This is a genomic window from Paenibacillus sp. JMULE4, from assembly GCF_013337105.1.
Lineage (GTDB): Bacteria > Bacillota > Bacilli > Paenibacillales > NBRC-103111 > Paenibacillus_G > Paenibacillus_G naphthalenovorans.
Window position 1 is genome coordinate 216,164 of record NZ_SGWF01000019.1, and the last position, 24,105, is coordinate 240,268.

18 protein-coding genes, 3 rRNA genes, 1 pseudogene and 2 riboswitches are annotated in these 24,105 nt (G+C 53.1%); of the genes and pseudogenes, 18 read left to right on the plus strand and 4 right to left on the minus strand.

Annotated features, from left to right (window positions below; translation table 11 throughout):
• Positions 1-16 precede the first annotated feature (16 nt).
• The 5 genes from tsaD (at position 17) to EXW96_RS22555 (ending at position 6,953) form a co-directional block, all read left to right on the plus strand.
• Positions 17-1,078: a tRNA (adenosine(37)-N6)-threonylcarbamoyltransferase complex transferase subunit TsaD gene (tsaD, locus tag EXW96_RS22535; protein WP_083351216.1), complete on the plus strand. Its 1,062-nt coding sequence runs from the start codon at positions 17-19 to the stop codon at positions 1,076-1,078.
• Between the two features lie 359 nt (positions 1,079-1,437).
• Positions 1,438-2,988 (plus strand): 16S ribosomal RNA (locus EXW96_RS22540).
• Between the two features lie 315 nt (positions 2,989-3,303).
• A 23S ribosomal RNA gene (locus EXW96_RS22545) occupies positions 3,304-6,222 on the plus strand.
• Positions 6,223-6,295: 73 nt separating this feature from the next.
• Positions 6,296-6,412: ribosomal RNA gene (gene rrf, locus EXW96_RS22550) — 5S ribosomal RNA — on the plus strand.
• The 16S, 23S and 5S rRNA genes sit together here, the layout of an rRNA operon.
• Before the next feature lie 343 nt (positions 6,413-6,755).
• Positions 6,756-6,953 (plus strand): hypothetical protein, encoded by a 198-nt coding sequence (locus EXW96_RS22555; protein WP_174351464.1) that lies wholly within the window; start codon positions 6,756-6,758, stop codon positions 6,951-6,953.
• Between the two features lie 89 nt (positions 6,954-7,042).
• Here the strand turns inward: EXW96_RS22555 and EXW96_RS22560 are convergent, their stop codons facing one another.
• From EXW96_RS22560 to EXW96_RS22575, 4 genes are all read right to left on the minus strand, one after another.
• Positions 7,043-7,807, minus strand: a complete 765-nt coding sequence (locus tag EXW96_RS22560) for an AAA family ATPase (protein WP_174351465.1) — start codon at positions 7,805-7,807, stop codon at positions 7,043-7,045.
• 131 nt (positions 7,808-7,938) lie between these two features.
• Positions 7,939-8,409 carry a hypothetical protein gene (locus EXW96_RS22565; RefSeq protein ID WP_174351466.1) on the minus strand — a complete coding sequence of 157 codons (471 nt, stop codon included), beginning with the start codon at positions 8,407-8,409 and terminating at the stop codon, positions 7,939-7,941.
• A 94-nt stretch (positions 8,410-8,503) separates the two neighbouring features.
• Entirely contained in the window at positions 8,504-9,193 is a 690-nt protein-coding gene (locus EXW96_RS22570) for a polysaccharide deacetylase family protein (RefSeq protein ID WP_174351467.1), read from the minus strand.
• A gap of 144 nt (positions 9,194-9,337) precedes the next feature.
• On the minus strand, positions 9,338-10,186 hold the full coding sequence (locus EXW96_RS22575; protein ID WP_054819439.1) for a stalk domain-containing protein: 849 nt from the start codon (positions 10,184-10,186) through the stop codon (positions 9,338-9,340).
• 4 nt (positions 10,187-10,190) lie between these two features.
• Positions 10,191-10,342, minus strand: a riboswitch (cyclic di-AMP (ydaO/yuaA leader).
• A 146-nt stretch (positions 10,343-10,488) separates the two neighbouring features.
• Here EXW96_RS22575 and EXW96_RS22580 point away from each other — a divergent pair.
• The 13 genes and pseudogenes from EXW96_RS22580 (at position 10,489) to EXW96_RS22640 (ending at position 24,103) form a co-directional block, all read left to right on the plus strand.
• On the plus strand, positions 10,489-11,169 hold the full coding sequence (locus tag EXW96_RS22580) for a DUF6483 family protein (RefSeq protein WP_174351468.1): 681 nt from the start codon (positions 10,489-10,491) through the stop codon (positions 11,167-11,169).
• Between the two features lie 151 nt (positions 11,170-11,320).
• A riboswitch (purine riboswitch) is annotated at positions 11,321-11,422 on the plus strand.
• A 152-nt stretch (positions 11,423-11,574) separates the two neighbouring features.
• Positions 11,575-12,059, plus strand: a pseudogene (gene purE / locus EXW96_RS22585) (5-(carboxyamino)imidazole ribonucleotide mutase).
• On the plus strand, positions 12,056-13,258 hold the full coding sequence (purK, locus tag EXW96_RS22590) for a 5-(carboxyamino)imidazole ribonucleotide synthase (RefSeq protein WP_174351469.1): 1,203 nt from the start codon (positions 12,056-12,058) through the stop codon (positions 13,256-13,258). Before purE ends, purK begins: the two are co-directional and overlap by 4 nt.
• 18 nt (positions 13,259-13,276) lie before the next feature.
• Complete coding sequence (purB, locus tag EXW96_RS22595; RefSeq protein ID WP_174351470.1) at positions 13,277-14,572, plus strand: adenylosuccinate lyase; 1,296 nt, start codon at positions 13,277-13,279, stop codon at positions 14,570-14,572.
• Between the two features lie 22 nt (positions 14,573-14,594).
• A complete protein-coding gene (locus tag EXW96_RS22600; protein ID WP_062410696.1) occupies positions 14,595-15,485 on the plus strand; it encodes a phosphoribosylaminoimidazolesuccinocarboxamide synthase in 891 nt (296 codons plus the stop codon).
• 55 nt (positions 15,486-15,540) lie between these two features.
• Complete coding sequence (purS, locus tag EXW96_RS22605) at positions 15,541-15,789, plus strand: phosphoribosylformylglycinamidine synthase subunit PurS (RefSeq protein ID WP_054819443.1); 249 nt, start codon at positions 15,541-15,543, stop codon at positions 15,787-15,789.
• A 20-nt stretch (positions 15,790-15,809) separates the two neighbouring features.
• Entirely contained in the window at positions 15,810-16,505 is a 696-nt protein-coding gene (gene purQ / locus EXW96_RS22610) for a phosphoribosylformylglycinamidine synthase subunit PurQ (protein ID WP_062410697.1), read from the plus strand.
• The gene (gene purL, locus EXW96_RS22615; protein WP_062410698.1) at positions 16,483-18,726 is read left to right on the plus strand and encodes a phosphoribosylformylglycinamidine synthase subunit PurL; all 2,244 of its coding nucleotides are present in this window, start codon (positions 16,483-16,485) and stop codon (positions 18,724-18,726) included. The genes purQ and purL overlap by 23 nt, the downstream gene beginning before the upstream one ends.
• Positions 18,711-20,252 (plus strand): amidophosphoribosyltransferase, encoded by a 1,542-nt coding sequence (gene purF, locus EXW96_RS22620; protein ID WP_174351471.1) that lies wholly within the window; start codon positions 18,711-18,713, stop codon positions 20,250-20,252. The genes purL and purF overlap by 16 nt, the downstream gene beginning before the upstream one ends.
• Before the next feature lie 235 nt (positions 20,253-20,487).
• Positions 20,488-21,528 carry a phosphoribosylformylglycinamidine cyclo-ligase gene (gene purM, locus EXW96_RS22625; protein ID WP_062410699.1) on the plus strand — a complete coding sequence of 347 codons (1,041 nt, stop codon included), beginning with the start codon at positions 20,488-20,490 and terminating at the stop codon, positions 21,526-21,528.
• Positions 21,525-22,157, plus strand: coding sequence for a phosphoribosylglycinamide formyltransferase (gene purN / locus EXW96_RS22630; protein WP_054819445.1), 633 nt, complete (start codon positions 21,525-21,527; stop codon positions 22,155-22,157). Before purM ends, purN begins: the two co-directional genes overlap by 4 nt.
• A complete protein-coding gene (locus tag EXW96_RS22635) occupies positions 22,154-23,341 on the plus strand; it encodes a phosphoribosylaminoimidazolecarboxamide formyltransferase (RefSeq protein WP_174351472.1) in 1,188 nt (395 codons plus the stop codon). Before purN ends, EXW96_RS22635 begins: the two co-directional genes overlap by 4 nt.
• A gap of 30 nt (positions 23,342-23,371) precedes the next feature.
• On the plus strand, positions 23,372-24,103 hold the full coding sequence (locus EXW96_RS22640) for an IMP cyclohydrolase (protein WP_174351473.1): 732 nt from the start codon (positions 23,372-23,374) through the stop codon (positions 24,101-24,103).
• The last annotated feature ends 2 nt before the right edge of the window (positions 24,104-24,105 follow it).

Here is a 24,105-nt window from a genome sequence, read left to right on the forward strand (position 1 = left end):
AAGCAGGTTTGCATATATGAATAGAGATCATATGATAAGCCATGGGAATGAAGGCGATTCGGCACCCGTTTATATTCTTGCGGTGGAGACGAGCTGCGACGAAACGTCTGCAGCGGTAGTCCGTGACGGACGGGAAATTCTTTCTAACGTGGTTTCAAGTCAGGTGGAGACTCATAAAAGATTCGGCGGTGTTGTTCCGGAGGTAGCTTCACGGAAGCATGTGGAATCGATCACGTGGATTCTGGAAGAGGCGCTGACGCAGGCCGGGGTGCAGCCGCAGCAGTTGGCGGCTGTTGCCGTTACCCAGGGCCCGGGCTTGGTCGGTTCGCTGCTGGTTGGCGTGGTGGCCGCAAAAGCTTTCGCTTGTGCCCTCGACCTGCCTCTTATTGGCGTACACCACATTGCCGGCCATATTTATGCCAACGAGCTGGTGCACAAGTTGGAATATCCTTTTATGGCTCTTGTGGTGTCGGGAGGACATACGGAGCTGGTGCATGTGGAATCCGAGGGGAGCTTCCGCATCATCGGTCAAACCAGAGACGATGCCGTTGGCGAAGCCTATGACAAAGTCGGACGGGCACTCAAGCTGCCGTATCCCGGCGGTCCTCATATTGATCGTCTGGCGCATGAGGCGACGGAAGCGGTGACGCTTCCCCGCGCATGGCTTGAGCCGGATTCTTACGACTTCAGCTTCAGCGGGCTGAAGTCGGCTGTGTTGGCTGTGTTGAATCAGGCCAACATGAAAGGGCAGCCTTTGGCCCCGGAGGCTGTGGCGCGAGGGTTCCAGGACTCAGTCATCGACGTCCTGGTGGAAAAGGCCATTCGCGCCGTGAGGAAGTTTGGCGCAAAGCAGCTGCTGCTTGCGGGCGGGGTAGCCGCCAACAAGGGTCTGAGAACGGCGCTCGAAACGCGCTGTAGGCATGAAGGCGTACCTTTGCTCGCGCCGCCGCTTAGCTTGTGCACCGACAATGCGGCGATGATCGGCGCCGCCGCGTTCTTGAAATACCGCCGCGGCCAGTTTGCGGCGCTTGATATGAAAGCTGAACCGCAGTTAAAACTCGAGGCCTGGTCGGTATAGACTGGAATAATCATGGAGCAGGTTGAATCGGACTGCTCCATGGAAAATTTTCAACAAATAAAACAGTTGCTTTCTATTTTCATTTTTGATATATTACTCTTTGTCGCTTCTGAGGCAGGCATTGAAACAGATTCAACTTGAAACTTGAATATGAAGGTTGGAAAAAATGCTTGCATGCTGAGGAGAAATGTGATAATATATAAGAGTTGATTCCGGAGGTCAATTGAGATTGATCGGATTTATCGGAAACTTTTAAGAGAATGAAATTGCCCTTTGAAAACTGAACAACGAGTGAGTGTAAAGATAGAGAATCGAGAGATTCTCGCCAGTAGTAGATGTATGAGCTAATCAGCTTTTCTTTCATGGAGAGTTTGATCCTGGCTCAGGACGAACGCTGGCGGCGTGCCTAATACATGCAAGTCGAGCGCTAGGGGTGCACCCTTACGGGAGCCCCCCTGGAGCGGCGGACGGGTGAGTAACACGTAGGCAACCTGCCTGTAAGACCGGGATAACTACCGGAAACGGTAGCTAAGACCGGATAGGTGGTTTCTCCGCATGGAGGGATCAAGAAACACGGTGCAAGCTGTGGCTTACAGATGGGCCTGCGGCGCATTAGCTAGTTGGTGGGGTAACGGCTCACCAAGGCGACGATGCGTAGCCGACCTGAGAGGGTGATCGGCCACACTGGGACTGAGACACGGCCCAGACTCCTACGGGAGGCAGCAGTAGGGAATCTTCCGCAATGGACGCAAGTCTGACGGAGCAACGCCGCGTGAGTGAAGAAGGTTTTCGGATCGTAAAGCTCTGTTGCCAAGGAAGAACGCCTTGGGGAGTCACTGCCCTGAGGGTGACGGTACTTGAGAAGAAAGCCCCGGCTAACTACGTGCCAGCAGCCGCGGTAATACGTAGGGGGCAAGCGTTGTCCGGAATTATTGGGCGTAAAGCGCGCGCAGGCGGCCGCTTAAGTTTGGTGTATAAGCCCGGGGCTCAACCCCGGATCGCACCGAAAACTGGGTGGCTTGAGTGCAGGAGAGGAAAGCGGAATTCCACGTGTAGCGGTGAAATGCGTAGAGATGTGGAGGAACACCAGTGGCGAAGGCGGCTTTCTGGACTGTAACTGACGCTGAGGCGCGAAAGCGTGGGGAGCAAACAGGATTAGATACCCTGGTAGTCCACGCCGTAAACGATGAGTGCTAGGTGTTAGGGGTTTCGATACCCTTGGTGCCGAAGTCAACACAATAAGCACTCCGCCTGGGGAGTACGCTCGCAAGAGTGAAACTCAAAGGAATTGACGGGGACCCGCACAAGCAGTGGAGTATGTGGTTTAATTCGAAGCAACGCGAAGAACCTTACCAGGTCTTGACATCCCTCTGACCGGTACAGAGATGTACCTTTCCTTCGGGACAGAGGAGACAGGTGGTGCATGGTTGTCGTCAGCTCGTGTCGTGAGATGTTGGGTTAAGTCCCGCAACGAGCGCAACCCTTGAGCTTAGTTGCCAGCATTAAGTTGGGCACTCTAAGTTGACTGCCGGTGACAAACCGGAGGAAGGTGGGGATGACGTCAAATCATCATGCCCCTTATGACCTGGGCTACACACGTACTACAATGGCCGGTACAACGGGAAGCGAAGGAGCGATCCGGAGCGAATCCTTATAAGCCGGTCTCAGTTCGGATTGCAGGCTGCAACTCGCCTGCATGAAGTCGGAATTGCTAGTAATCGCGGATCAGCATGCCGCGGTGAATACGTTCCCGGGTCTTGTACACACCGCCCGTCACACCACGAGAGTTTACAACACCCGAAGTCGGTGGGGTAACCGCAAGGAGCCAGCCGCCGAAGGTGGGGTAGATGATTGGGGTGAAGTCGTAACAAGGTAGCCGTATCGGAAGGTGCGGCTGGATCACCTCCTTTCTATGGAGTCCATGCTGACGGTAGGTCAGCGGACAAATCTGCAACGCAAGTTGCAACGGCACTCACTCGTGTTCAGTTTTGAAAGGTGCAATGCCTTTCAAAGCTTAGCGTGTTCTTGGCAAAAGTTGATGGTTGCATCGGCAAGCCGGAGCATGGTAAGATGCCTTTCCTGCCGGTAAAACGGCAGCGAAAATACGTTTGTTCCTTGAAAACTGGATATCGAAACGAAGCAAAATGCTGAATCATCCCGCTGCGATTTTCGTAAGAAAATCGTCAGCAGCCGATACGTAAGTGTCGGTACCGAATAACCAAATTGGTTAAGCTAATAAGAGCACACGGAGGATGCCTAGGCGCCAGGAGCCGATGAAGGACGTGGCGAACGACGAAATGCCTCGGGGAGCCGTAAGCAGGCTTTGATCCGGGGATGTCCGAATGGGGAAACCTGCGTATCGTAATAGATACGTACCATGCAGTGAATACATAGCTGCATAGGAGGCAGACGAGGGGAACTGAAACATCTAAGTACCCTCAGGAAAAGAAAACAAAAGTGATTCCGTCAGTAGCGGCGAGCGAAAGCGGATTAGCCCAAACCAGGGGGCTTGCCCCCTGGGGTTGTGGGACGTCAACGTGGGTTGAGCAGAGTAGGTGAAGCGGTCTGGAAAGGCCGGCCAGAGAAGGTAACAGCCCTGTAGCCGAAATTCTGCGAAAGCCCTAGACGGATCCCGAGTACCGCGAGACACGTGAAACCTCGTGGGAATCCGGCAGGACCATCTGCCAAGGCTAAATACTCCCTGGCGACCGATAGTGAAGCAGTACCGTGAGGGAAAGGTGAAAAGAACCGCGGGAGCGGAGTGAAAGAGAACCTGAAACCGTGTGCTTACAAGAAGTCAGAGCTCGTTAATGAGTGATGGCGTGCCTTTTGTAGAATGAACCGGCGAGTTACGTTTGCAAGCGAGGTTAAGGTGAGAAGCCGAAGCCGCAGCGAAAGCGAGTCTGAACAGGGCGAATGAGTTTGCAGGCGTAGACCCGAAACCGTGTGATCTACCCCTGTCCAGGGTGAAGGTGCGGTAACACGCACTGGAGGCCCGAACCCACGAATGTTGAAAAATTCGGGGATGAGGTGGGGGTAGCGGAGAAATTCCAATCGAACTCGGAGATAGCTGGTTCTCCCCGAAATAGCTTTAGGGCTAGCCTCGGGAGATGCGTCGTGGAGGTAAAGCACTGATTGGGTGCGGGGCCCGCCAAGGGTTACCAAGTCCAGTCAAACTCTGAATGCCACAGACGTTAACCCGGGAGTCAGACAGTGAGTGCTAAGATCCATTGTCAAGAGGGAAACAGCCCAGATCATCAGCTAAGGTCCCCAAGTGTGTGTTAAGTGGGAAAGGATGTGGAGTTGCGCAGACAACCAGGATGTTGGCTTAGAAGCAGCCACCATTCAAAGAGTGCGTAATAGCTCACTGGTCGAGTGACTCTGCGCCGAAAATGTAACGGGGCTAAACACACCACCGAAGCTATGGCTAGATATGAATATATCTGGGGTAGGGGAGCGTTGTAACAGCGTAGAAGGTTGATCGTGAGGACAGCTGGAGCGGTTACAAGTGAGAATGCCGGTATGAGTAACGAAAAGATCAGTGAGAATCTGATCCGCCGAAAGCCTAAGGGTTCCTGAGGAAGGTTCGTCCGCTCAGGGTAAGTCGGGACCTAAGGCGAGGCCGAAAGGCGTAGTCGAAGGACAACAGGTTGAAATTCCTGTACCACCGTGAACCGTTATGAGCGATGGGGTGACGCAGAAGGATAGTGACGCGAGCTGATGGATGCTCGTCCAAGCAGTGAGGCTGGTGTGCAGGCAAATCCGCACATCGAAAGGCTGGGCTGTGATGGGGAGGGAAAATTGGAGTACCGAAGGTCATGAGTTCAGGCTGCCAAGAAAAGCCTCTAGCCAGGGAGAAGGTGCCCGTACCGCAAACCGACACAGGTAGGCGAGCAGAGAATGCTAAGGCGCGCGGAAGAACTCTCGTTAAGGAACTCGGCAAAATGACCCCGTAACTTCGGGAGAAGGGGTGCCCCGGTAGGGTGAATAGCCCGAGGGGGCCGCAGTGAAAAGGCCCAAGCGACTGTTTAGCAAAAACACAGGTCTGTGCGAAGCCGCAAGGCGAAGTATACGGGCTGACGCCTGCCCGGTGCTGGAAGGTTAAGGGGAGCGGTTAGGGGCAACCCGAAGCTGTGAACCGAAGCCCCAGTAAACGGCGGCCGTAACTATAACGGTCCTAAGGTAGCGAAATTCCTTGTCAGGTAAATTCTGACCCGCACGAATGGCGTAACGACTTGGGCGCTGTCTCGACGAGAGATCCGGTGAAATTTTAATACCTGTGAAGATGCAGGTTACCCGCGACAAGACGGAAAGACCCCATGGAGCTTTACTGCAGCTTGATATTGGACTTTGGTACGATCTGTACAGGATAGGTGGGAGCCAGAGAAGCATGAGCGCCAGCTTGTGTGGAGGCGACGTTGGGATACCACCCTGATCGTATCGGAGTTCTAACCTGGTGCCCTAAGCGGGTATGGGGACAGTGTCAGGTGGGCAGTTTGACTGGGGCGGTCGCCTCCTAAAGCGTAACGGAGGCGCCCCAAGGTTCCCTCAGAATGGTTGGAAATCATTCGCAGAGTGCAAAGGCAAAAGGGAGCTTGACTGCGAGACAAACAGGTCGAGCAGGGACGAAAGTCGGGCTTAGTGATCCGGTGGTACCGAATGGAAGGGCCATCGCTCAACGGATAAAAGCTACCCTGGGGATAACAGGCTTATCTCCCCCAAGAGTCCACATCGACGGGGAGGTTTGGCACCTCGATGTCGGCTCATCGCATCCTGGGGCTGAAGTAGGTCCCAAGGGTTGGGCTGTTCGCCCATTAAAGCGGTACGCGAGCTGGGTTCAGAACGTCGTGAGACAGTTCGGTCCCTATCTGTCGCGGGCGCAGGAAATTTGAGAGGAGCTGTCCTTAGTACGAGAGGACCGGGATGGACGTACCGCTGGTGTACCAGTTGTCTCGCCAGAGGCACGGCTGGATAGCCAAGTACGGAAGGGATAAGCGCTGAAAGCATCTAAGCGTGAAGCCCCCCTCAAGATGAGATTTCCCAGTAAGTAAGACCCCTTGTAGACGACGAGGTAGATAGGTTCGGGGTGGAAGCACGGCAACGTGTGGAGCTGACGAATACTAATCGGTCGAGGGCTTATCCAAAAAGCACATGAAGATGATCAGCGGCTTGGTTTCGATCCAGTTTTCAGGGCGCAAGCCTTGAGAAATGAATACGTTTGGTGATGATGGCGGAAGGGAACCACGCGTACCCATACCGAACACGACCGTTAAGCCTTCCAGCGTCGATGGTACTTGGACCGCAGGGTCCTGGGAGAGTAGAACGTCGCCAAGCAAATGTATTCAAAAAGCCTGCAAGTCATATTAAATGACTTGCAGGCTTTTTGTACTTCAGGATAATATTACGCTTATACATGGAAGCCTCCCTCGATGTAAATTGGATTTTAACATACATAACATTCCGATATTCCCTTTATTGGTAAAGAGCGGTTGAATGAATCAGGGCAAACAGACTGCATACTAACTGAAGATTTACAACTTTAGAGCTGTAATGATATCCAGCAAGAAAGCTGATATATGGAGATGACGGATCTAGATTCGAATACTCCAAAAAGCTCGGAAGCTACGTCGAAGGAAAGCGTAAGTTCACAAACCACACCTCAAGGAGGAATGAGTTCATGGGCAAAGTGCAAAATAACAACGAAAATGAAGAACTGGCCGAATTAGGAACCCATGCCGCGGGAGCAACCGACCTGCATCATACGCGGACAACGAATGAGGCCGTACAAATCGATCCTCCTGTAGGTAATCAGCCGGGAGCCGTTGATAACCGAAGCGGGAAGTTTGATGTGAAGAAGAACGGAAAGCCAATCTGACCTCATGGATCGGTTACAGGCCATTAGAGAAAGAGCAGGGATCCGGCGGAAGCACAAGGATGCCTGCTCTTGCTATTGGTCTTTTATGATTATTCCACATCTGCGAACAATTCCTTCAGCATCCGTTCCCGGTTTAGCAGGAACTGTTTCATAATGATATAATGATCGGTTTCTTCCAGAGTTATCTGTTCAATGCCCTTGTCCGTAAGATTGTACATCAGAGCGTCGGGATATCCCATTAAAATGGGAGAATGAGTAGAAATAATAAACTGGGAGTTTCGGTTCACTAAAGCGTGAATACGGGCCAGCATGGACAGCTGCTTAAAAGGAGACAAGGCCGCCTCGGGCTCATCCAAAATGTAAAGGCCATTCCCTCCGAAACGGTGAAGGAAAGCCGCGAAGAACGATTCTCCATGGGATTGCTCGTGCAGTGATTTGTCGCCATATGACCGTATGATAGGGGGGGCCGAGGACTGCTCACGATCCATTTCATCAATGTTCGTTGCCAGGTTGTAATAGGTTTCGGCGCGGAAAAAGAAGCCGTCTTTCGGTTTACGGACTCCGCGTACCAAACGGATATAGCGGTGCAGCTCGGAATGCGATGAATGGGTAGAAAATGTAAAATGGAGACTGCCGCCCTCCGGATTAAATCCCCATGCGATAGCCGCCGCTTCAAGCAGTGTGGATTTTCCCATTCCGTTCTCGCCTATAATATAGGTTACTTTGGGGTGCAAAGGCAAAGAGGTGAGTTCGCGCAAGGAAGGAAGATTAAACGGGTATGCTGTAAATGAGGGAATCCGGTCCCTTAACAGCTCGATACTCCTCAAGTAAGCGTGTTGCTCTCTGAAAACCATGCGGCGCCGCTCCTTTCCCATGATCCTGAACAAGTATATGATACAAAAAACAAAGGCAAAGGCACCCCATCCCAACCAAGAGTGAGGTGCCTTGAACACCAAGCGTGGTCCAGAAACCCTAAGCGATAAAGCTACATACGTGAAAATCCTTCATCGTGTAGATATTTGATCGCCTCATCATAGGTGTCAAAAGCGGACTCCAGATGAAGTCCCGAGTACACATACCACATTTCGTCTTCTTCCAGCAGCACAAGCGTATGGTTATCCGGACCGATCCATCTTTCTTCTTTTGCATCTCCAATAATGGCCTGTTCCTCTGTTGTTCTCGGGGAGAGAGAGCGGATGGAGGCCTCTATGATCGCATGAAGCTGTTCCTTGGAGAAATCACGAATATTGACCAAGCCTTTGTCATCCTGATCGTAACCATACAGAAGACCGGCATAAACAAAACCGTTACCGTTCGGATGCAGATGATAAACCACAATCTTTTTGTCATGGGCGCTTTTTTCATAATGATAATTGATCCGGCCCAAGGATACATTTTTACGTTCCAACTCCGGGAACGATTCCACAACGGCACGTTTTTCTTCAAAAGAAAGCATGATATCCCTCATAACATAGCTTATTGAATTCCAATTGATTATATCATAGGACATCCCGACCGCACCATGATCACATCTTTTGAAGATAAACGGTTTATTTGCGTGTTTTGGCAATCAAATCCGATACGGTGACGAACTGATAACCCCGCCGTGTCAGCTCGGGTAAAATTTGTTTAAGAGCCTCTACGGTCTGGGTGCAGTCCCCTTGAAGATCGTGGAACAGCACAATATCGCCGTTGTGGGCATTGTCCAGAACCTGGCGGACAATTTTGTCTACGCCCGGCTTTTTCCAATCCTGCGTATCCTGATACCAAGACCACATCACGACCGTAAGTTGATCCTTTTTGACAGATTGAAGCAGGGCATCATTGTAAAAACCTCCAGGGGGACGGAAAACGTGCGGCATTTGTTCTGTGATATCGAATATAACCTCCTGGGTTTGGCGGATTTCTTCTATGAGACGTTCGGGGGGAAAGTTTTTCAAGTAATGATGATCGAACGTATGATTGGCGATTTCATGTCCCTCGTTTACCTCGCGGATGGCAATGGCAGGGTACATCTGCACGCGTTTGCCAATAACGAAAAAAGTGCCTTTAGCCCCGTATTGATTCAGCAAATCCAAAATCTGCGGCGTATACACCGGATTCGGTCCATCATCAAACGTAAGTGCGATCAGCTTCTGATCCGTCTCGACGTTCCATACGACCTCGCTGTTTGAGGGAGCGGCGCCAGTAAGAAACAGGACCACCAAAGCAATCATGAACCTACATATACGGCGATGCATAACGAATCGACCTCCGTTCTGACATGACCATCTTAGGTTTTGGACGTCAGAACAAAAGTATGCGGCAAGTCCGGCAGCCAAAAAAAAGCAGCCGCCTCGATGGAGAGACGGCCGCTTCGTGCTATGGATGAGAATCAAATAAGATCATGAACCGAGAATATATACTTTTACTTGTTGAATTCCGAACATTCTTGCTTTATTTTTGCTCTCAGGCAGGAAAATGTCTATGCGGTTGCCTTTCACCGCACCTCCTGTATCGGTTGCCGTGGCGTACATTCCGCCGGCAGGAAGACCATCATACGTATAACCCTCGACATACACTTTAGAGCCGAGCGGGATCACGGACGGATCTACGGCAATGGTACCCAGACGCAGCGGGTTGCCCATATAGTCGAGTCCCGCATAACCGCCGTTCTCATCGGCAGAAGCAGTATAGGCCGTAGCCTTGGCTACGATCACTTTGGAATAATTCGGTACCTTGCTAACCTTGTTCACCGGCCGGTACCATGCGGGAGCATGATATTGGCCGTCCGTGCTGAGAATCGCGATCCGGTTGATCTTGTCCCATTGGGTTTTGATTCCGAAAGTATCGGAAATCAGCCGAAAAGGGACATACACGCGTCCGTCTACAAACTTGGCCGGGTCCGTAATTTGAGTCGGTTTTCCGTTAACCGTCATGCTCCGGTCACCGGTCGACAGCGAAACGGTTTTGTCGCTGCTCTGTATTGTAATGGTGAATCGGGAACCGTCTTGTTCCCACTGAAGCTTGTACCCGAGCTTGTCCGTAACCGCTCTCGCGGGGACCTGAAGTTTGTGATTCTCATCCACAAAAGGCTGTGCATCCGGAAATGCCACGAGCTTTTTGTTTACCTGTACCTTGACGTCATCAGCCAGGCGTACAGGTTCCTGCGCATGTGCGGGTATAGATGCCGTTAAAACTGAAGGCACGGCAAATACACATGCCAGGAGCATGTTTTTGAAACGAAAATTCATGATGCGTCCCTCCTGTTTTTGCCTCCGAGGTTAGTTGTCGGGTTCGGGAAGAGGTTGTTCCCTAGCGCAGCCGTGCAGCCTGCAAGCATTCACCCCAAGTGCTTAGTCCCCCGTACGTACACATAATTAAGCTGTACGATTCGGCTTTTAAAAGCCTAACATAGGATAATGTTCCGGTTCAATGCACAAAATCAACCAATCATTCCCTCATAATGGAATTGCTTCTAGCGCCGGTTTTCCTCATGCTGCATAATCCTGTACAATAAAAAGAACGACACGGCCAGAATTGAAGGGAAGAGATCATGTACAGACGCGATTATCTCATGCGGTTGATTGAGCAGACGACGGAAGTGCTGCATAAAGTAATGTTCGCAAGGAAAAATCAACGTTTGCAGGAAGCCCTTGAACTGTTGAATCAGGCCATGCGTCAATTGTTAGGGCTGAATTCCAGGCTGATTCACGCTTTATCTACCAAGGATTTGCTCGCACTGCTTTCCAAGGACGGACATGTCGATCAAGGAAAAGTGCTGGCTTTAGGAGATATGCTGAACGCGCGGGGCGCTGCACAGAAAGAGAGCGGTCACGCGGCTGCTGCAATTAAGGATGGCTTAAAGGCGCTGGACTTGCTGCTCACCGCCAGGGAGATGGATCCCCGGGATGAATTGGGCGGGATGTTCAAAGAGCGGATCGATGCGGCGCTGGCTCTCGCGAACCGTGCGTCTATGCCGACGGATACCATGCATAAGCTTGTTTTTTATTATGAGGATTGCGGACAATATGCCAAAAGCGAGGATGTTTTATTTCATTTATTGGACGAGCTAAACGAGGATGAACATCTCCGTGAGGAGTGGATAACGGTGCTGGATGAAGGGATACGCATGTACGAACGCTGGCGTTCTGTCGAAGAAGAGCGGCTGGCTGCAGGCAATTTATCCAAGACAGAAGTCGAAGACGGCCTCGAGGAACTGAAGAATATAAAATAAAACATGCCACTATCAGGAAAAATCTGAATGAATAGGGTACGAAATGCGAACTATTATTTATGTCTTTTTAGTTAATGTTCGTCTTTTGTAGTTGACATCCGGTGTTAAAGCCTGTTAAACTGAAAACGTATCAGCGAATGGATAATCATTCGGAAAAAGTCGAATAATCTCTCGTATATCATCGGGAATAAGGCCCGAAAGTTTCTACCCGAAAACCTTAAATTTTTGGACTACGAGTGAGCGATAGTATAGAAGGTCTGCACTGCGGTGCAATGGCCTTAGCTTTCGCTTGTGGATATTTCTTGTCGTCCTGCCGATAGACTGTGCATTAGCGGTCCAGCGTCTATCAAAAGGACGTTTTTGTTTTTATATCAGCCAGATGATAAACGACATGGAGGTTTACGGATGTCAGTTCTTGTAGGAGTCATTATGGGCAGTCAATCGGACTGGGAGACGATGAAGCATGCATGCGGCGTGCTGGAGGAACTGGGTGTGCCCTATGAAAAAAAGTCGTTTCGGCACACAGAACGCCTGACCTGATGTTCGAATATGCAGCGTCGGCACAAGAGCGGGGGCTGAAGGTGATTATTGCGGGCGCGGGCGGAGCCGCGCATCTGCCGGGTATGGTAGCCTCCAAGACAGTGCTGCCTGTGATCGGCGTTCCGGTCAAAACGTCCACGTTGAACGGTCTGGATTCTCTGCTGTCCATCGTACAGATGCCAGGCGGCGTTCCCGTCGCTACGGTGGCCATCGGACATGCCGGGGCGACGAATGCCGGTCTTCTCGCAGCGCAGATGCTTGGGGCATTCGATCCGGAGCTGCAGCGGAAAATAACGCAACGGCGCGAGCGCATCGCAAAGACGGTAGTGGAAAAGAGCGTGCTGGAATGACGCAAGAGAATATGGCAAGCAAGGCGTACAATCCTGATCGGGTGCTTGCACCGGGGGCAACCATAGGCATCCTTGGAGGCGGGCAGCTTGGCCGGATGCTGGCTTTGGCCGGACGCGCGATGGGCTACCGCTTTGTTACGTTGGATCCGATGCCGGATGCGCCCTGCGGACAGGTGGCCGATCGCCAGATCGTTGCAGAATATTACGATGCGGCGGCGGCAAGGCAGTTAGCGGAACAGTCGGATGTCATTACGTATGAATTCGAGAACGTGGATGCGGGAGTGACTTCCCTGTTGATGGCCGAATCGTATGTGCCGCAGGGCAGCCGATTGCTTTACACCACGCAGCATCGGCTGCGCGAGAAACGGGCGATTGAAGCTGCCGGAGTCAAGGTAGCGCCTTATGCGGAGATCAAAAATGAAGAGGAGCTGCGTGAAGCGGTACGGCGGTTTGGAACCCCCTGCGTGCTCAAAACGGCAACGGGCGGCTATGACGGCAAGGGCCAATGGATCATCCGTTCGCTGGAAGAAGTGCATGAGGCTTATGACGCTTTGAGCAAGGCCAAAACGGAGCTGGTACTTGAGCAGTTTATCCGGTTTGAGAAAGAAATATCCGTGATTGCGGCCAGAAGCCCGCGGGGGGAAGTCAAGGTATTTCCGCCGGCCGAGAACGTGCATGTGAACAATATTTTGCATCTGTCCATTGTTCCGGCTCGTGCGCCGGAAGCCGTGTTGAAGAAGGCGGAAGCGATGGCGCGGCAAATTGCCGAAGAGCTCGATGTGATCGGTCTGATTGCAGTAGAGATGTTTCTGACGGCCGATGGAGAGCTGTACGTCAACGAGCTTGCGCCGCGTCCGCATAACTCCGGTCATTATACGATGGATGCGTGCCGGACATCGCAATTCGAGCAGCATATCCGGGCGATATGCAACCTTCCGCTGGGCGATACGGCGCTGCTCTCTTCTGTAGTGATGGTTAACGTATTGGGCGAGCACGTACAGCCGTTGCTGGATTGGATCGTGAATGCGGAATCGGAGCGGGTTGTGCCCGGCGTGACGGCGAAGCTCCACTTGTACGGCAAGCATGAAGCCAAAACAGGAAGGAAAATGGGACACGTCAATCTGCTGTCCGAAACGGTGGAAGCGGCATTTCATTGGATAGAGGCTTCACATATTTGGGAATCTATAGAAAAGAATTAAACGAAGGATGGGGAACCAATGATCAATCGCTATACAAGACCCGAAATGGGCGCTATTTGGACGGAAGAAAACAAATTCAAGGCTTGGCTGGAAGTGGAGCTGCTTTCTTGTGAAGCCTGGTCCGAGTTGGGCGTCATTCCGAAGGAAGATGTTGTCGAGCTGCGCAAAAAGGCAAGCTTTGATATTGAGCGCATCTACGAAATTGAACAGGAAACCCGCCACGACGTCATTGCGTTCACCCGTGCGGTATCCGAAACGTTGGGACCTGAACGCAAATGGGTGCATTACGGTCTGACCTCGACGGACGTGGTGGATACGGCTCTCGGTTATTTGCTCAAGCAAGCCAACGAAATTCTGGAACGGGACATCATAAACTTCATCGATATTGTTCGTGACAAAGCCATCGCTTATAAACATACGCCGATGATGGGACGGACGCATGGCGTACATGCCGAGCCTACGACCTTCGGCTTGAAAATGGCGCTCTGGTATGAGGAAATGAAACGCAATCTGGAGCGGTTCCGCTATGCTGCCGACGGCGTACAGTACGGTAAAATCTCCGGCGCCGTAGGCACATACGCCAACATCGACCCGTTCGTAGAGGAATACGTGTGCGGCAAGCTCGGCACGAAGCCCGCACCGATCTCGACGCAGACGCTGCAGCGCGACCGCCACGCTGAGTATATGGCTACGCTCGCTTTGATCGCGACTTCGCTGGACAAATTTGCGACGGAAATCCGCGCGCTGCAAAAGAGCGAGTTCCGCGAGGTGGAGGAGCCGTTCGCCAAGGGACAGAAGGGCTCGTCGGCTATGCCGCACAAACGCAATCCGATCGGCTGCGAAAGCATCTCCGGTTTGGCGCGTGTGATCCGCGGTCATATGGTGTCCGCATACGAGAACGTTACGCTGTGGCATGAGAGAGATATTTCCCATTCGTCCGTGGAACGTATTATTTTACCGGATGCGACGATTTTGCTTAACTATATGCTGAACCGTTTGGGCAACATCGTGAAAAACTTGACGGTGTTCCCGGAAAATATGAAGCGCAACATGCAAAGCACATACGGCGTACCTTTCTCCGGTCGCGTAATGACAAAGCTGATCGACAAGGGCTTCAGCCGCGAGCAGGCATACGATACGGTTCAGCCGCGAGCGATGCAGGCGTGGGAAGAGCAGCGCTCGTTCCGCGAAATTATTGAGAATACGCCGGCGGTACGGGAAGTTTTGAGCTTGGAAGAGATCGAGGATGCATTTGATCCGAGCTGGCATTTAAAGCATGTGGATACGATTTTCAAGCGTTTGGGCTTGAGCTGATAAAGGGGAGGCCAGGAGGACGATGAGCGCTGCGACAACGGCCATTTCAAGCGCGGAAGCCTATGTGAAGGCTCCGCTGCTGTATAAGGGCAAGGTGCGGGAACTGTACGATCTCGGCGAACACTATCTGATTGCGGTCACCGACCGGATCTCGGCATTCGACTGGGTGCTCAGCCCGGCGGTGCCGGACAAGGGCAACGTACTGAACAGCTTGAGCAAGTTCTGGTTTGAGCGGACGGCTTCGATACAGCCGAATCATATGGTTCATGGGGATGTGGATAAGCTCGGCGATCTGATTACGGACCGCGAGGTGATGAAGGACCGCTTTATGGTTACGCGCAAAGCAGAGCGGATCGATATCGAATGCGTGGTCCGCGGGTATATTACGGGCGGCGGCTGGCGCCAGTATCAGCAGACAGGCGAGGTGAACGGACATAAGCTTCCGGCAGGAATGCGGAAAAACGAGCGGTTTCCCCAACCGATTTTCACCCCTGCTGCAAAGAACGATGTCGGACATGACGAAGACATTTCCATAGAGCGGATGAAAGAGCTGGTTGGAGCGGAGCTCACGGAACAGCTGCAGGAAAAGAGCATCCGGCTGTACGAGTTTGCTCATGCGATTTGTGCCGAGCGCGGCATCATTTTGGCGGATACGAAATTTGAGTTTGGACTTATTGACGGCGAAATTATATTAATTGATGAAATTTTTACTCCGGACTCCTCCCGATTCTGGGCGCAGGAAAAGTACGAGCTCGATATTGAGATCGACGGTATGGATAAGGAGCCGGTACGTACGTATTTGGCAGGCACAGGCTGGGACAAGAACAGCGAGCCGGATCCTTTGCCGCTGCATGTAGTGGAAGAAACATCCAAGCGTTACCGCGATATTTATAACCGTTTGGTGCAAGGGTAATTGCCGCTCTGCGGTAGATCGAACGAACAAACATTTTGCAGGAGGTACTTATCCGATGTTTAAAGCGACCGTGTATGTAACGATCAAGCAAAGCGTACTAGATGTTCAGGGAACCGCCGTTCAAGGCGCGCTCCATTCAATGGGTTTTGACGAGGTGGAGAAAGTAAGAATCGGCAAGTATCTGGAAGTGGAATTGAACACCGATGACCGCGCGGCTGCGGAAGAGCGTTTGAAGGCCATGTGTGAAAAGTTGTTGGCCAACACGGTGATCGAGGACTACCGTTTCGAGCTGGTACAGGCCTAATAAAAGGAGGAGCACGAACAATGAATTTTGCGGTACTGGTATTTCCGGGCTCCAACTGCGATATCGACTGCTATAAAGCGGTGGAGGATACGATCGGACAGCCTGTGGATTATGTATGGCATACAGAGACGGATTTGTCGAAATATGACTGCATCATCCTTCCCGGGGGCTTTTCCTATGGCGATTATTTGCGTACAGGCGCTATCGCACGGTTTGCTCCTGTGATGAACGCTTTGGTTCAAGCCGCGGCGCTAGGCAAATATATACTCGGCATTTGCAACGGATTCCAAATCTTGCTCGAATCGGGGCTGCTTCCAGGCGCGATGCTGCGCAACCGGTCCTTGAAGTTCCGCTGCCACGCGGCACTTCTGCAAGTGGAAAACACGGATACCCCCTTCACCAAAGAATACAACAAGGGCGAACTGATCAACATTCCGATCGCTCACGGCGAAGGCAATTACTACTGCGACGAGGCGACGCTGGCTGAGCTGAAGGCCAATAACCAGATCGTTTTCCGATATGAAGCAGGCAGCAATCCGAACGGTTCGGTGGACGATATTGCAGGGATTTGCAACCGTGAGGGCAACGTGCTTGGCATGATGCCTCACCCGGAGCGTGCGGTGCATGAGATCTTGGGCTCGGCGGACGGACGGAGGATGTTTACATCGATATTGAGCACTTGGAGGGAGAAGCATGGCGCAGCAGCTATCGGCTAAGGAACCAACAGCGGAACAAATTGCAGAGCAGCAGATTTACAGGCAGTTCGGCGTTACGGACTCGGAGTATGAACAGATTTGCGGGTTCCTCGGACGGAAACCGAATTACGTAGAGATCGGCGTATTCAGCGTCATGTGGTCGGAGCACTGCTCCTACAAAAACTCCAAGGTGGTATTGAAAAAATTCCCGACCAGTGGACCAAAAGTCCTGATGGGACCTGGTGAAGGGGCCGGTATCGTGGATATCGGAGACAACCAGGCGGTGGTGTTTAAGATCGAAAGCCACAACCACCCGTCGGCCGTTGAGCCGTATCAAGGCGCGGCTACCGGCGTGGGCGGCATTATCCGCGATATTTTCTCGATGGGCGCGCGTCCGGTTGCTTTATTGAACAGCCTGCGTTTCGGCAAGCTGACCAACGATCGTGTGAAATATTTATTTGAGAACGTCGTATCGGGCATTGCGGGGTACGGTAACTGTATCGGAATTCCGACGGTGGGCGGCGAAGTGATGTTCGACGAGAGCTATGAGGGCAATCCGCTCGTCAACGCGATGTGTGTCGGTATCATTGAGCATGACAAAATTCAAAAAGGCGTGGCCAAAGGCGTCGGCAACCCGGTATTCTACGTGGGTCCGGCAACAGGACGCGACGGCATTCACGGGGCGACGTTCGCTTCCGAGGATTTGTCTGAAAAGTCGGAATCCAAGCGCTCGGCCGTTCAAGTCGGCGATCCGTTCATGGAGAAGCTGGTGCTCGAAGCCTGCCTTGAGCTGATCAACTCGGGAATCGTTGTCGGCATTCAAGATATGGGCGCCGCCGGGCTTACCTGTTCCAGCTCCGAGATGGCCAGCAAAGCGGGCAACGGCATGGAGCTTTACCTCGATGAGGTGCCGCAGCGCGAAGAAGGCATGACGCCTTACGAGATGATGCTGTCAGAATCCCAGGAACGGATGCTGTTCGTGGTGAAGCCCGAGCATGAAGCGCAGGCGAAAGCGATTTTTGAACGTTGGGGCTTACCTTGTCATAAGGTCGGTAAGGTGACGGACGACGGCAACCTGAAGCTTTACCATAAGGGCGAGCTGGTCGGCAATATGCCGGTTAAAGCGCTTGTGGACGATGTTCCGATGTACCATAAGCCTTCGGCTGTGCCTGCTTATTATGAGGAAAACGGCCGTATCGACACCCTTCGCTACCCTGAGGTTACCGATCTGAACGATGCGCTCATGAAGGTATTGGCATCGCCTACGGTAGCCAGCAAGGAATGGATATACAACCAATATGATTATATGGTGCGGACTTCAACCGCGGTTCAACCGGGCTCGGATGCGGCGGTGATCACGATTCGCGGCTCCCGTAAGGCGCTGTCAATGTCGACGGACTGCAACGGACGTTTTGTCTACCTGGATCCTGAGGTTGGCGGACGCATCGCCGTAGCTGAAGCGGCTCGGAACAACGTGTGCTCGGGAGCGGAGCCACTGGCCATTACGGATAACCTGAACTTCGGCAGTCCGGAGAAGCCGGAAATTTTCTGGCAGCTGGAGAAAGCGGTCGACGGGATGGCGGAAGCATGCCGCAAGCTGAATACGCCGGTAATCGGAGGAAATGTCAGCTTGTACAACGAGAACGCCAAAGGTGCGATTTACCCGACTCCGGTTGTCGGTATGGTCGGTCTGGTTCATGATATCGACCATATTACGACACAGAGCTTTAAACGCGAAGGCGATATCGTTCTCTTGCTTGGCGAGACGAAAGCGGAACTTGGCGGCAGCGAGTTCCAATACGTATTGCACGGCGTAACGGAAGGCCGTCCGCCGCAGATCGACCTCGATGTGGAGCAAACGCTGCTGAATGCCGTGCTGCGTGCGATTCAAAGCGGACTTGTAGCCTCCGCTCACGACTTGTCGGAAGGCGGTCTGGCCGTGGCATTGGCAGAGAGCTGTATTAGCGGGAAGATCGGTGCAAAGGTGAACTTTGTCAGCGAACTGCGCAATGACGTAGCGCTGTTTAGCGAAAGCCAGTCGCGCATTCTGCTCAGCGCCGCGCCGGACAAGGCGGAAGAACTGCAGAAGCTGCTGTCGGAAGCGGGCGTACCTGTGCAGGTATTGGGTACGGTTGGCGGACAGGAATTGAACGTTCAAGTCAATGGAAAATCGGTTATTGATGCATCTGTAACACAACTAGAAAAGGTTTGGAAGGATGCGATTCCATGTCTGATGAACTGAGAGTCGGCGGACAAGGACTAGGCAATATCAAGGGCAAAGGGGCGAGTTCCGTCAAGGTGCCGAAGCTGTGGACCGGAGATTATTATAATGAAGGGGTCGGCAGCAGCCATGACGGACTGTTCGATAAGCTGAGAGAAGAGTGCGGTGTCTTCGGAGTGTTCGGCCACTCCGAAGCGGCCTCGCTTTCCTACTACGGCTTGCATGCTCTCCAGCATCGCGGCCAGGAGAGTGCGGGAATCTGCGTAACCGGAGGAGATTCGTTCAACTATCATCGCGGCATGGGTCTCGTGAAGGAAGTGTTCAATAACGAAAACCTTGGAACGTTGGTTGGCACCAACGCGATCGCCCACGTGCGTTACTCTACGTCGGGCGAAAGCAAGCTGGCCAATGCGCAGCCGCTCGTATTCAAGTATCGGGAAGGGGATCTGGCGATTGCAACGAACGGCAACCTGACCAATGCCCCGGCCATCAAGCGCCAGTTGGAGAAGGAAGGCTCCATCTTCCAAACAACGAGCGATACGGAAGTCGTTGCGCACTTGATTGCGCGTTCCAAGCACGACGATATTGTCAGCGCCGTGAAAGAAACGCTTCTGAAGGTAGAGGGCGCCTATGCGTTCCTTTTCATGACCAAGGATAAGCTCATTGCCGCAAGGGACCCATATGGGCTGCGTCCCTTTGTCATGGGCCGTCTTGGAACCGCTAAGCTGTTCGCATCCGAGTCGTGCGCATTCGATACGGTCGGCGGCCAGTACTATCGGGACATTGAACCCGGCGAACTGTTGGTCATGGACCTTAAGACCGGCACATTGACGGAAGACCGTTTCTCACCGATTAAACAGCGCGCCATTTGCGCGATGGAATACATTTATTTTGCCCGGCCGGACAGCGACATCGATTCGACGAACATTCACTCCGCGCGCAAACGCATGGGGCGCCAGCTGGCGATCGAATCGTTCGTCGATGCGGATGTCGTCACCGGTGTGCCGGACTCCAGCATCTCTGCCGCCATCGGTTACGCCGAGCAGACAGGCATCCCCTATGAGCTGGGGCTGATCAAAAACCGCTATACCGGCCGGACGTTCATCCAGCCGAGCCAAGAGCTGCGCGAGCAGGGCGTGAAAATGAAGCTGTCTGCGGTACGCAGCATTGTGGAAGGCAAACGCGTCGTCATGATCGACGACTCGATCGTGCGCGGGACGACGTCCTTGCGCATCGTGAATCTGCTCCGCGAAGCGGGTGCTTCGGAGGTGCACGTGCGGATCAGTTCGCCGCCGTTCCAAAACCCGTGCTTCTACGGCATCGATACGCCCAGCCGCAAGGAGCTTATTGCCGCGGTGAAGTCGGTGGAAGAGATTCGCCAGGCGATCAACGCGGATTCTCTTCACTTCCTGAGCAAGGAAGGCTTGCTCACGGCCATTGGCCGTCCCGGCGGCGAATACAACCGCGGGCATTGCACCGCTTGCTTCGACAACCATTATCCGACGCCGGTCCCAGACGAAGCCGCGCTCAGCTGTGGCTGCGATTGAGGCGGACCGTGCTTGAAAAGTGACGGGGCAGGGACCGTGCAGCGGCCCTCAGTCTCGAAGCTGTAAGGGTGAAAAACAGCGCAGCAATCCGCGCGGCTAGCCTCGATTGGCGTTCAGATGGCTAGTAAAAACCACAAGGCGGCCAACTACTGCATTGCGCGGGCGGTGTAACGATGATTTAGGCGTCGCACAGCGGCGAAATTAGGGTCATATCGATTTGGGGAGGAAATACCAAGTGTCCGATGCATATAAAAAGGCCGGTGTTGACATCGCAGCCGGTAACGAAGCGGTGGAACGTATGAAGAAGCACGTCAAGACGACGTTCCGACCGGAAGTATTGACGGAGCTCGGCGGTTTCGGCGGACTGTTCGGCTTGAACAAAGATAAATATGAAGAGCCGGTGCTTGTCTCTGGAACCGACGGAGTCGGCACGAAGCTCAAAATCGCGTTCGCGATGGATAAACACGATACGATCGGCATCGATGCCGTGGCGATGTGTGTGAACGACATCGTGGTACAGGGAGCGGAGCCGCTCTTTTTCCTCGATTATCTCGCTTGCGACAAGGTCATTCCCGAGAAAATCGAAGCGATCGTCAAGGGCATCAGCGATGGCTGCGTGCAATCGGGATGTGCTTTGATCGGCGGCGAAACGGCGGAGATGCCGGGCATGTACAGCGAAGGCGAATACGATATCGCCGGCTTTACCGTCGGTGTCGTAGACAAAAAGAAGATCATCGACGGCAAGACGATTCGTCCGGGAGATGTTGTGCTTGGCCTGGCTTCAAGCGGCGTGCACAGCAACGGCTTCTCGCTTGTCCGCAAGCTTCTGCTGGAGGAGAAGGGTTACAGCCTGCACGATCACGTAGAGGCATTGGGCGGGAGTCTCGGCGATACGCTCCTGGCGCCGACGAAGATTTATGTCAAACCGGTGCTTGCCGTTCTGGAGCAGGTAGAGATCAAGGGCATGGCGCACATTACCGGTGGAGGCTTCCTGGAGAATATTCCGCGCGTGCTGCCTGAAGGCGTGAACGTGGAGATTGATTATGGTTCATGGCCGATTCTTCCGATTTTTGAACTGATGCAGCAAGAAGGCGAAATCAGCAATAACGATATGTTCCGTACGTTCAACATGGGGATCGGGATGGTCGTTATCGTAGCCGAAGACCAAGCGGCGAAAGCGGCGGAGCTATTCGAGCGTCACGGTGAAAAGGCCTATACGCTTGGACGTGTAACGGCAGGGGAGCGCATTGTCACATTTAACGGGGCAGCCGTATGAGAAGGGCTCCTCTCGGCATTGCCGTGTTCGCATCGGGGAACGGAAGCAATTTTCAAGCGATTGCGGATGCGGTGAAGGAAGGACGGCTCGATGCACGCATCGAGCTTTTGGTTTGTGACCGCCCCAAGGCCAAGGTAGTGGAGAGGGCGGAAGCGGCCGGTATCCCTGTATTTGCGTTTAACCCGAAAGAGTATGCCTCCCGAGAAGCGTATGAGCGTGAAATTTTACAACAGCTGCAGCTAAGGAACGTCGATCTTGTCGTTCTTGCGGGATATATGCGAATTATTACCAAGGTATTGGTGGATGCGTATTGGGGACGTATGATCAATATCCATCCCTCGCTGCTGCCGTCTTTTCCGGGGCTTGACGCGGTGGGACAAGCGCTCCGTCACGGCGTGAAGGTCACCGGAGTGACGGTGCATCTGGTCGATGGAGGGCTCGATAGCGGACCTATCCTGGCTCAACGCGCGATCGACGTTCAGCCCGGCGATACGGAGGCGTCGATCACCGAACGCATACACCAAATAGAGCACCGGCTGTATCCGGAAGTGATACAAGGCATTTGCGACGGCAGCATCCACCTGGAACAAGCTGCTGATCATAAACCAAAGGATGGGATAACACCATGAGCCAAACGACAAGCTCTAAGAACGTGTTGAATCTGCGGTACGGAATGAATCCGCATCAAAAACAAGCGAAGCTCATTAGTGAAGGAGCACTGCCGGTTAAGGTTCTGAACGGCGATCCCGGCTTCATCAATTTGCTGGATGCCCTCAACGGGTTTCAGCTGGCCCGCGAATTGCGCCGTGCTACCGGACTCCCTGCGGCCGCATCCTTCAAGCATGTAAGCCCGGCAGGGGCCGCCGTTGCCGCTCCGCTGTCACCCGAACTGAAGAAGGCTTACTTCGTTGAAGGCCTGGAGCTTTCTCCTCTGGCGACGGCCTATGCGCGTGCCCGCGGCGCCGACCGTATGTCCTCATTCGGCGACGCCGCCGCACTTAGCGATATCGTGGATGCTTCGACGGCTCAATTGTTGAAGCGGGAGGTATCCGATCTTGTTGTGGCGCCCGGCTACACGGACGAGGCGCTGGAAATACTCAAGGCTAAAAAGAACGGAGGCTATCTGATTCTTCAGATTGATCCTGACTATGTGCCGAATCCGATCGAAACCCGCACCCTGTTCGGTCTTACACTGCAGCAGGAACGCAACGACGCGGTCATTGATGAATCGGCTCTGGAAAAAATCGTTACGAAGAACAAAGAGCTGCCGGAACATGCGAAGCGGGATCTTTTAGTTGCCCTTGTCACCCTCAAATATACGCAATCCAATTCTATTTGCTATACGCTGGACGGCCAAACCATCGGCATCGGAGCCGGGCAGCAGTCGCGGATTCACTGTACGAGACTGGCGGGAGACAAAGCTGACCGTTGGTTTCTTCGCCAGCATCCAACGGCCCTGAACATGAAATTCCGTCAAGGCTTATCCCGTGCAGAGCAGAACAATGCGATCGACCTTTGGCTTGAAGAGGAGCTGACCTCGGTGGAGCAAGCCGCTTGGGAAGCTTGCTTCGAAGAGGTGCCGGCGCGCTTGTCGCGTGAAGAGAAGCGGGAGTGGCTGAACAAGCTGCAGGGCGTTTCTTACGGTTCGGATGCTTTCCTTCCGTTCCGCGATAATCTGGATCGCGCCAGCCGCAGCGGCGTGAAATACGTCGTACAGGCGGGAAGCTCGATGCGGGACGAGGAAGTCGTGCTGGCGGCCAACGATTACGGAATGGTCATGATGTATTCCGGCGTTCGTCTGTTCCACCACTAAGCAATCCATTAAACCGGGGAGGAAAACAACGTGTCGACGAATAGAGCCGCAAAAGCGAATCAATATCTAAATGGTTTGAAAGAGAATGCTTATCCCGGCCGCGGGATCGTGATCGGTTTAACGCCGGACGGCACGCGTCTGGTACAGGTTTACTGGATTATGGGACGCAGCGAAAACAGCCGTAACCGCGTGTTTGTTCAAGAAGAGAACGGGTTTGTCCGCACGGAAGCGAAAGATCCGGCGAAGCTGACGGATCCTTCATTGATTATCTATTACCCGGTCAAGCATGTGAACGGGGCGCATATTGTGACCAACGGCGACCAGACCAATACGATTCATGAAGCGCTGCAGGCGGGCGGATCTTTCGAGATTGCGCTGGCTACCCGGACGTACGAACCGGATGCGCCGAATTTCACTCCCCGCATCAGCGGTCTCGTAGATCTGAAGGACGGTCAGTTTGCCTACAAGCTGTCAATTTTGAAGTCCGGCGACAATACGGAAGAACAGACGCTTCGGCATACCTATACTTATGAGAAGGCACTTCCCGGCTTCGGTCACTGCATCCATACGTATGCGGGCGACGGAAACCCGCTGCCTTCCTTCCAAGGCGAGCCGGCGCTCGTTCCGCTTCAAAATGATGCGAAGCAAATCGCGGACACCTACTGGCACGTTTTGAACGACGAAAATAAAATTTCACTGCTGGTCAAAACGATTCGCCTCGGAAGCGGAGAGACCGAGCTGTTGATCGTAAACAAAGATTAAGG

Excerpts from the sequence above, each read along its gene's own strand:
- EXW96_RS22555 (WP_174351464.1), top strand. The coding sequence starts at position 6,756 with ATGGGCAAAGTGCAAAATAACAACGAAAATGAAGAACTGGCCGAATTA.
- EXW96_RS22600 (WP_062410696.1), top strand. The coding sequence starts at position 14,595 with ATGAGCGCTGCGACAACGGCCATTTCAAGCGCGGAAGCCTATGTGAAG.
- purS (WP_054819443.1), top strand. The coding sequence starts at position 15,541 with ATGTTTAAAGCGACCGTGTATGTAACGATCAAGCAAAGCGTACTAGAT.
- purQ (WP_062410697.1), top strand. The coding sequence starts at position 15,810 with ATGAATTTTGCGGTACTGGTATTTCCGGGCTCCAACTGCGATATCGAC.
- EXW96_RS22635 (WP_174351472.1), top strand. The coding sequence starts at position 22,154 with ATGAGCCAAACGACAAGCTCTAAGAACGTGTTGAATCTGCGGTACGGA.
- purN (WP_054819445.1), top strand. The coding sequence starts at position 21,525 with ATGAGAAGGGCTCCTCTCGGCATTGCCGTGTTCGCATCGGGGAACGGA.
- tsaD (WP_083351216.1), top strand. The coding sequence starts at position 17 with ATGAATAGAGATCATATGATAAGCCATGGGAATGAAGGCGATTCGGCA.
- EXW96_RS22575 (WP_054819439.1), bottom strand. The coding sequence starts at position 10,186 with ATGAATTTTCGTTTCAAAAACATGCTCCTGGCATGTGTATTTGCCGTG.
- purB (WP_174351470.1), top strand. The coding sequence starts at position 13,277 with ATGATCAATCGCTATACAAGACCCGAAATGGGCGCTATTTGGACGGAA.
- EXW96_RS22580 (WP_174351468.1), top strand. The coding sequence starts at position 10,489 with ATGTACAGACGCGATTATCTCATGCGGTTGATTGAGCAGACGACGGAA.
- purF (WP_174351471.1), top strand. The coding sequence starts at position 18,711 with ATGTCTGATGAACTGAGAGTCGGCGGACAAGGACTAGGCAATATCAAG.
- EXW96_RS22560 (WP_174351465.1), bottom strand. The coding sequence starts at position 7,807 with ATGGTTTTCAGAGAGCAACACGCTTACTTGAGGAGTATCGAGCTGTTA.
- purL (WP_062410698.1), top strand. The coding sequence starts at position 16,483 with ATGGCGCAGCAGCTATCGGCTAAGGAACCAACAGCGGAACAAATTGCA.
- EXW96_RS22570 (WP_174351467.1), bottom strand. The coding sequence starts at position 9,193 with ATGCATCGCCGTATATGTAGGTTCATGATTGCTTTGGTGGTCCTGTTT.
- purK (WP_174351469.1), top strand. The coding sequence starts at position 12,056 with ATGACGCAAGAGAATATGGCAAGCAAGGCGTACAATCCTGATCGGGTG.
- EXW96_RS22565 (WP_174351466.1), bottom strand. The coding sequence starts at position 8,409 with ATGCTTTCTTTTGAAGAAAAACGTGCCGTTGTGGAATCGTTCCCGGAG.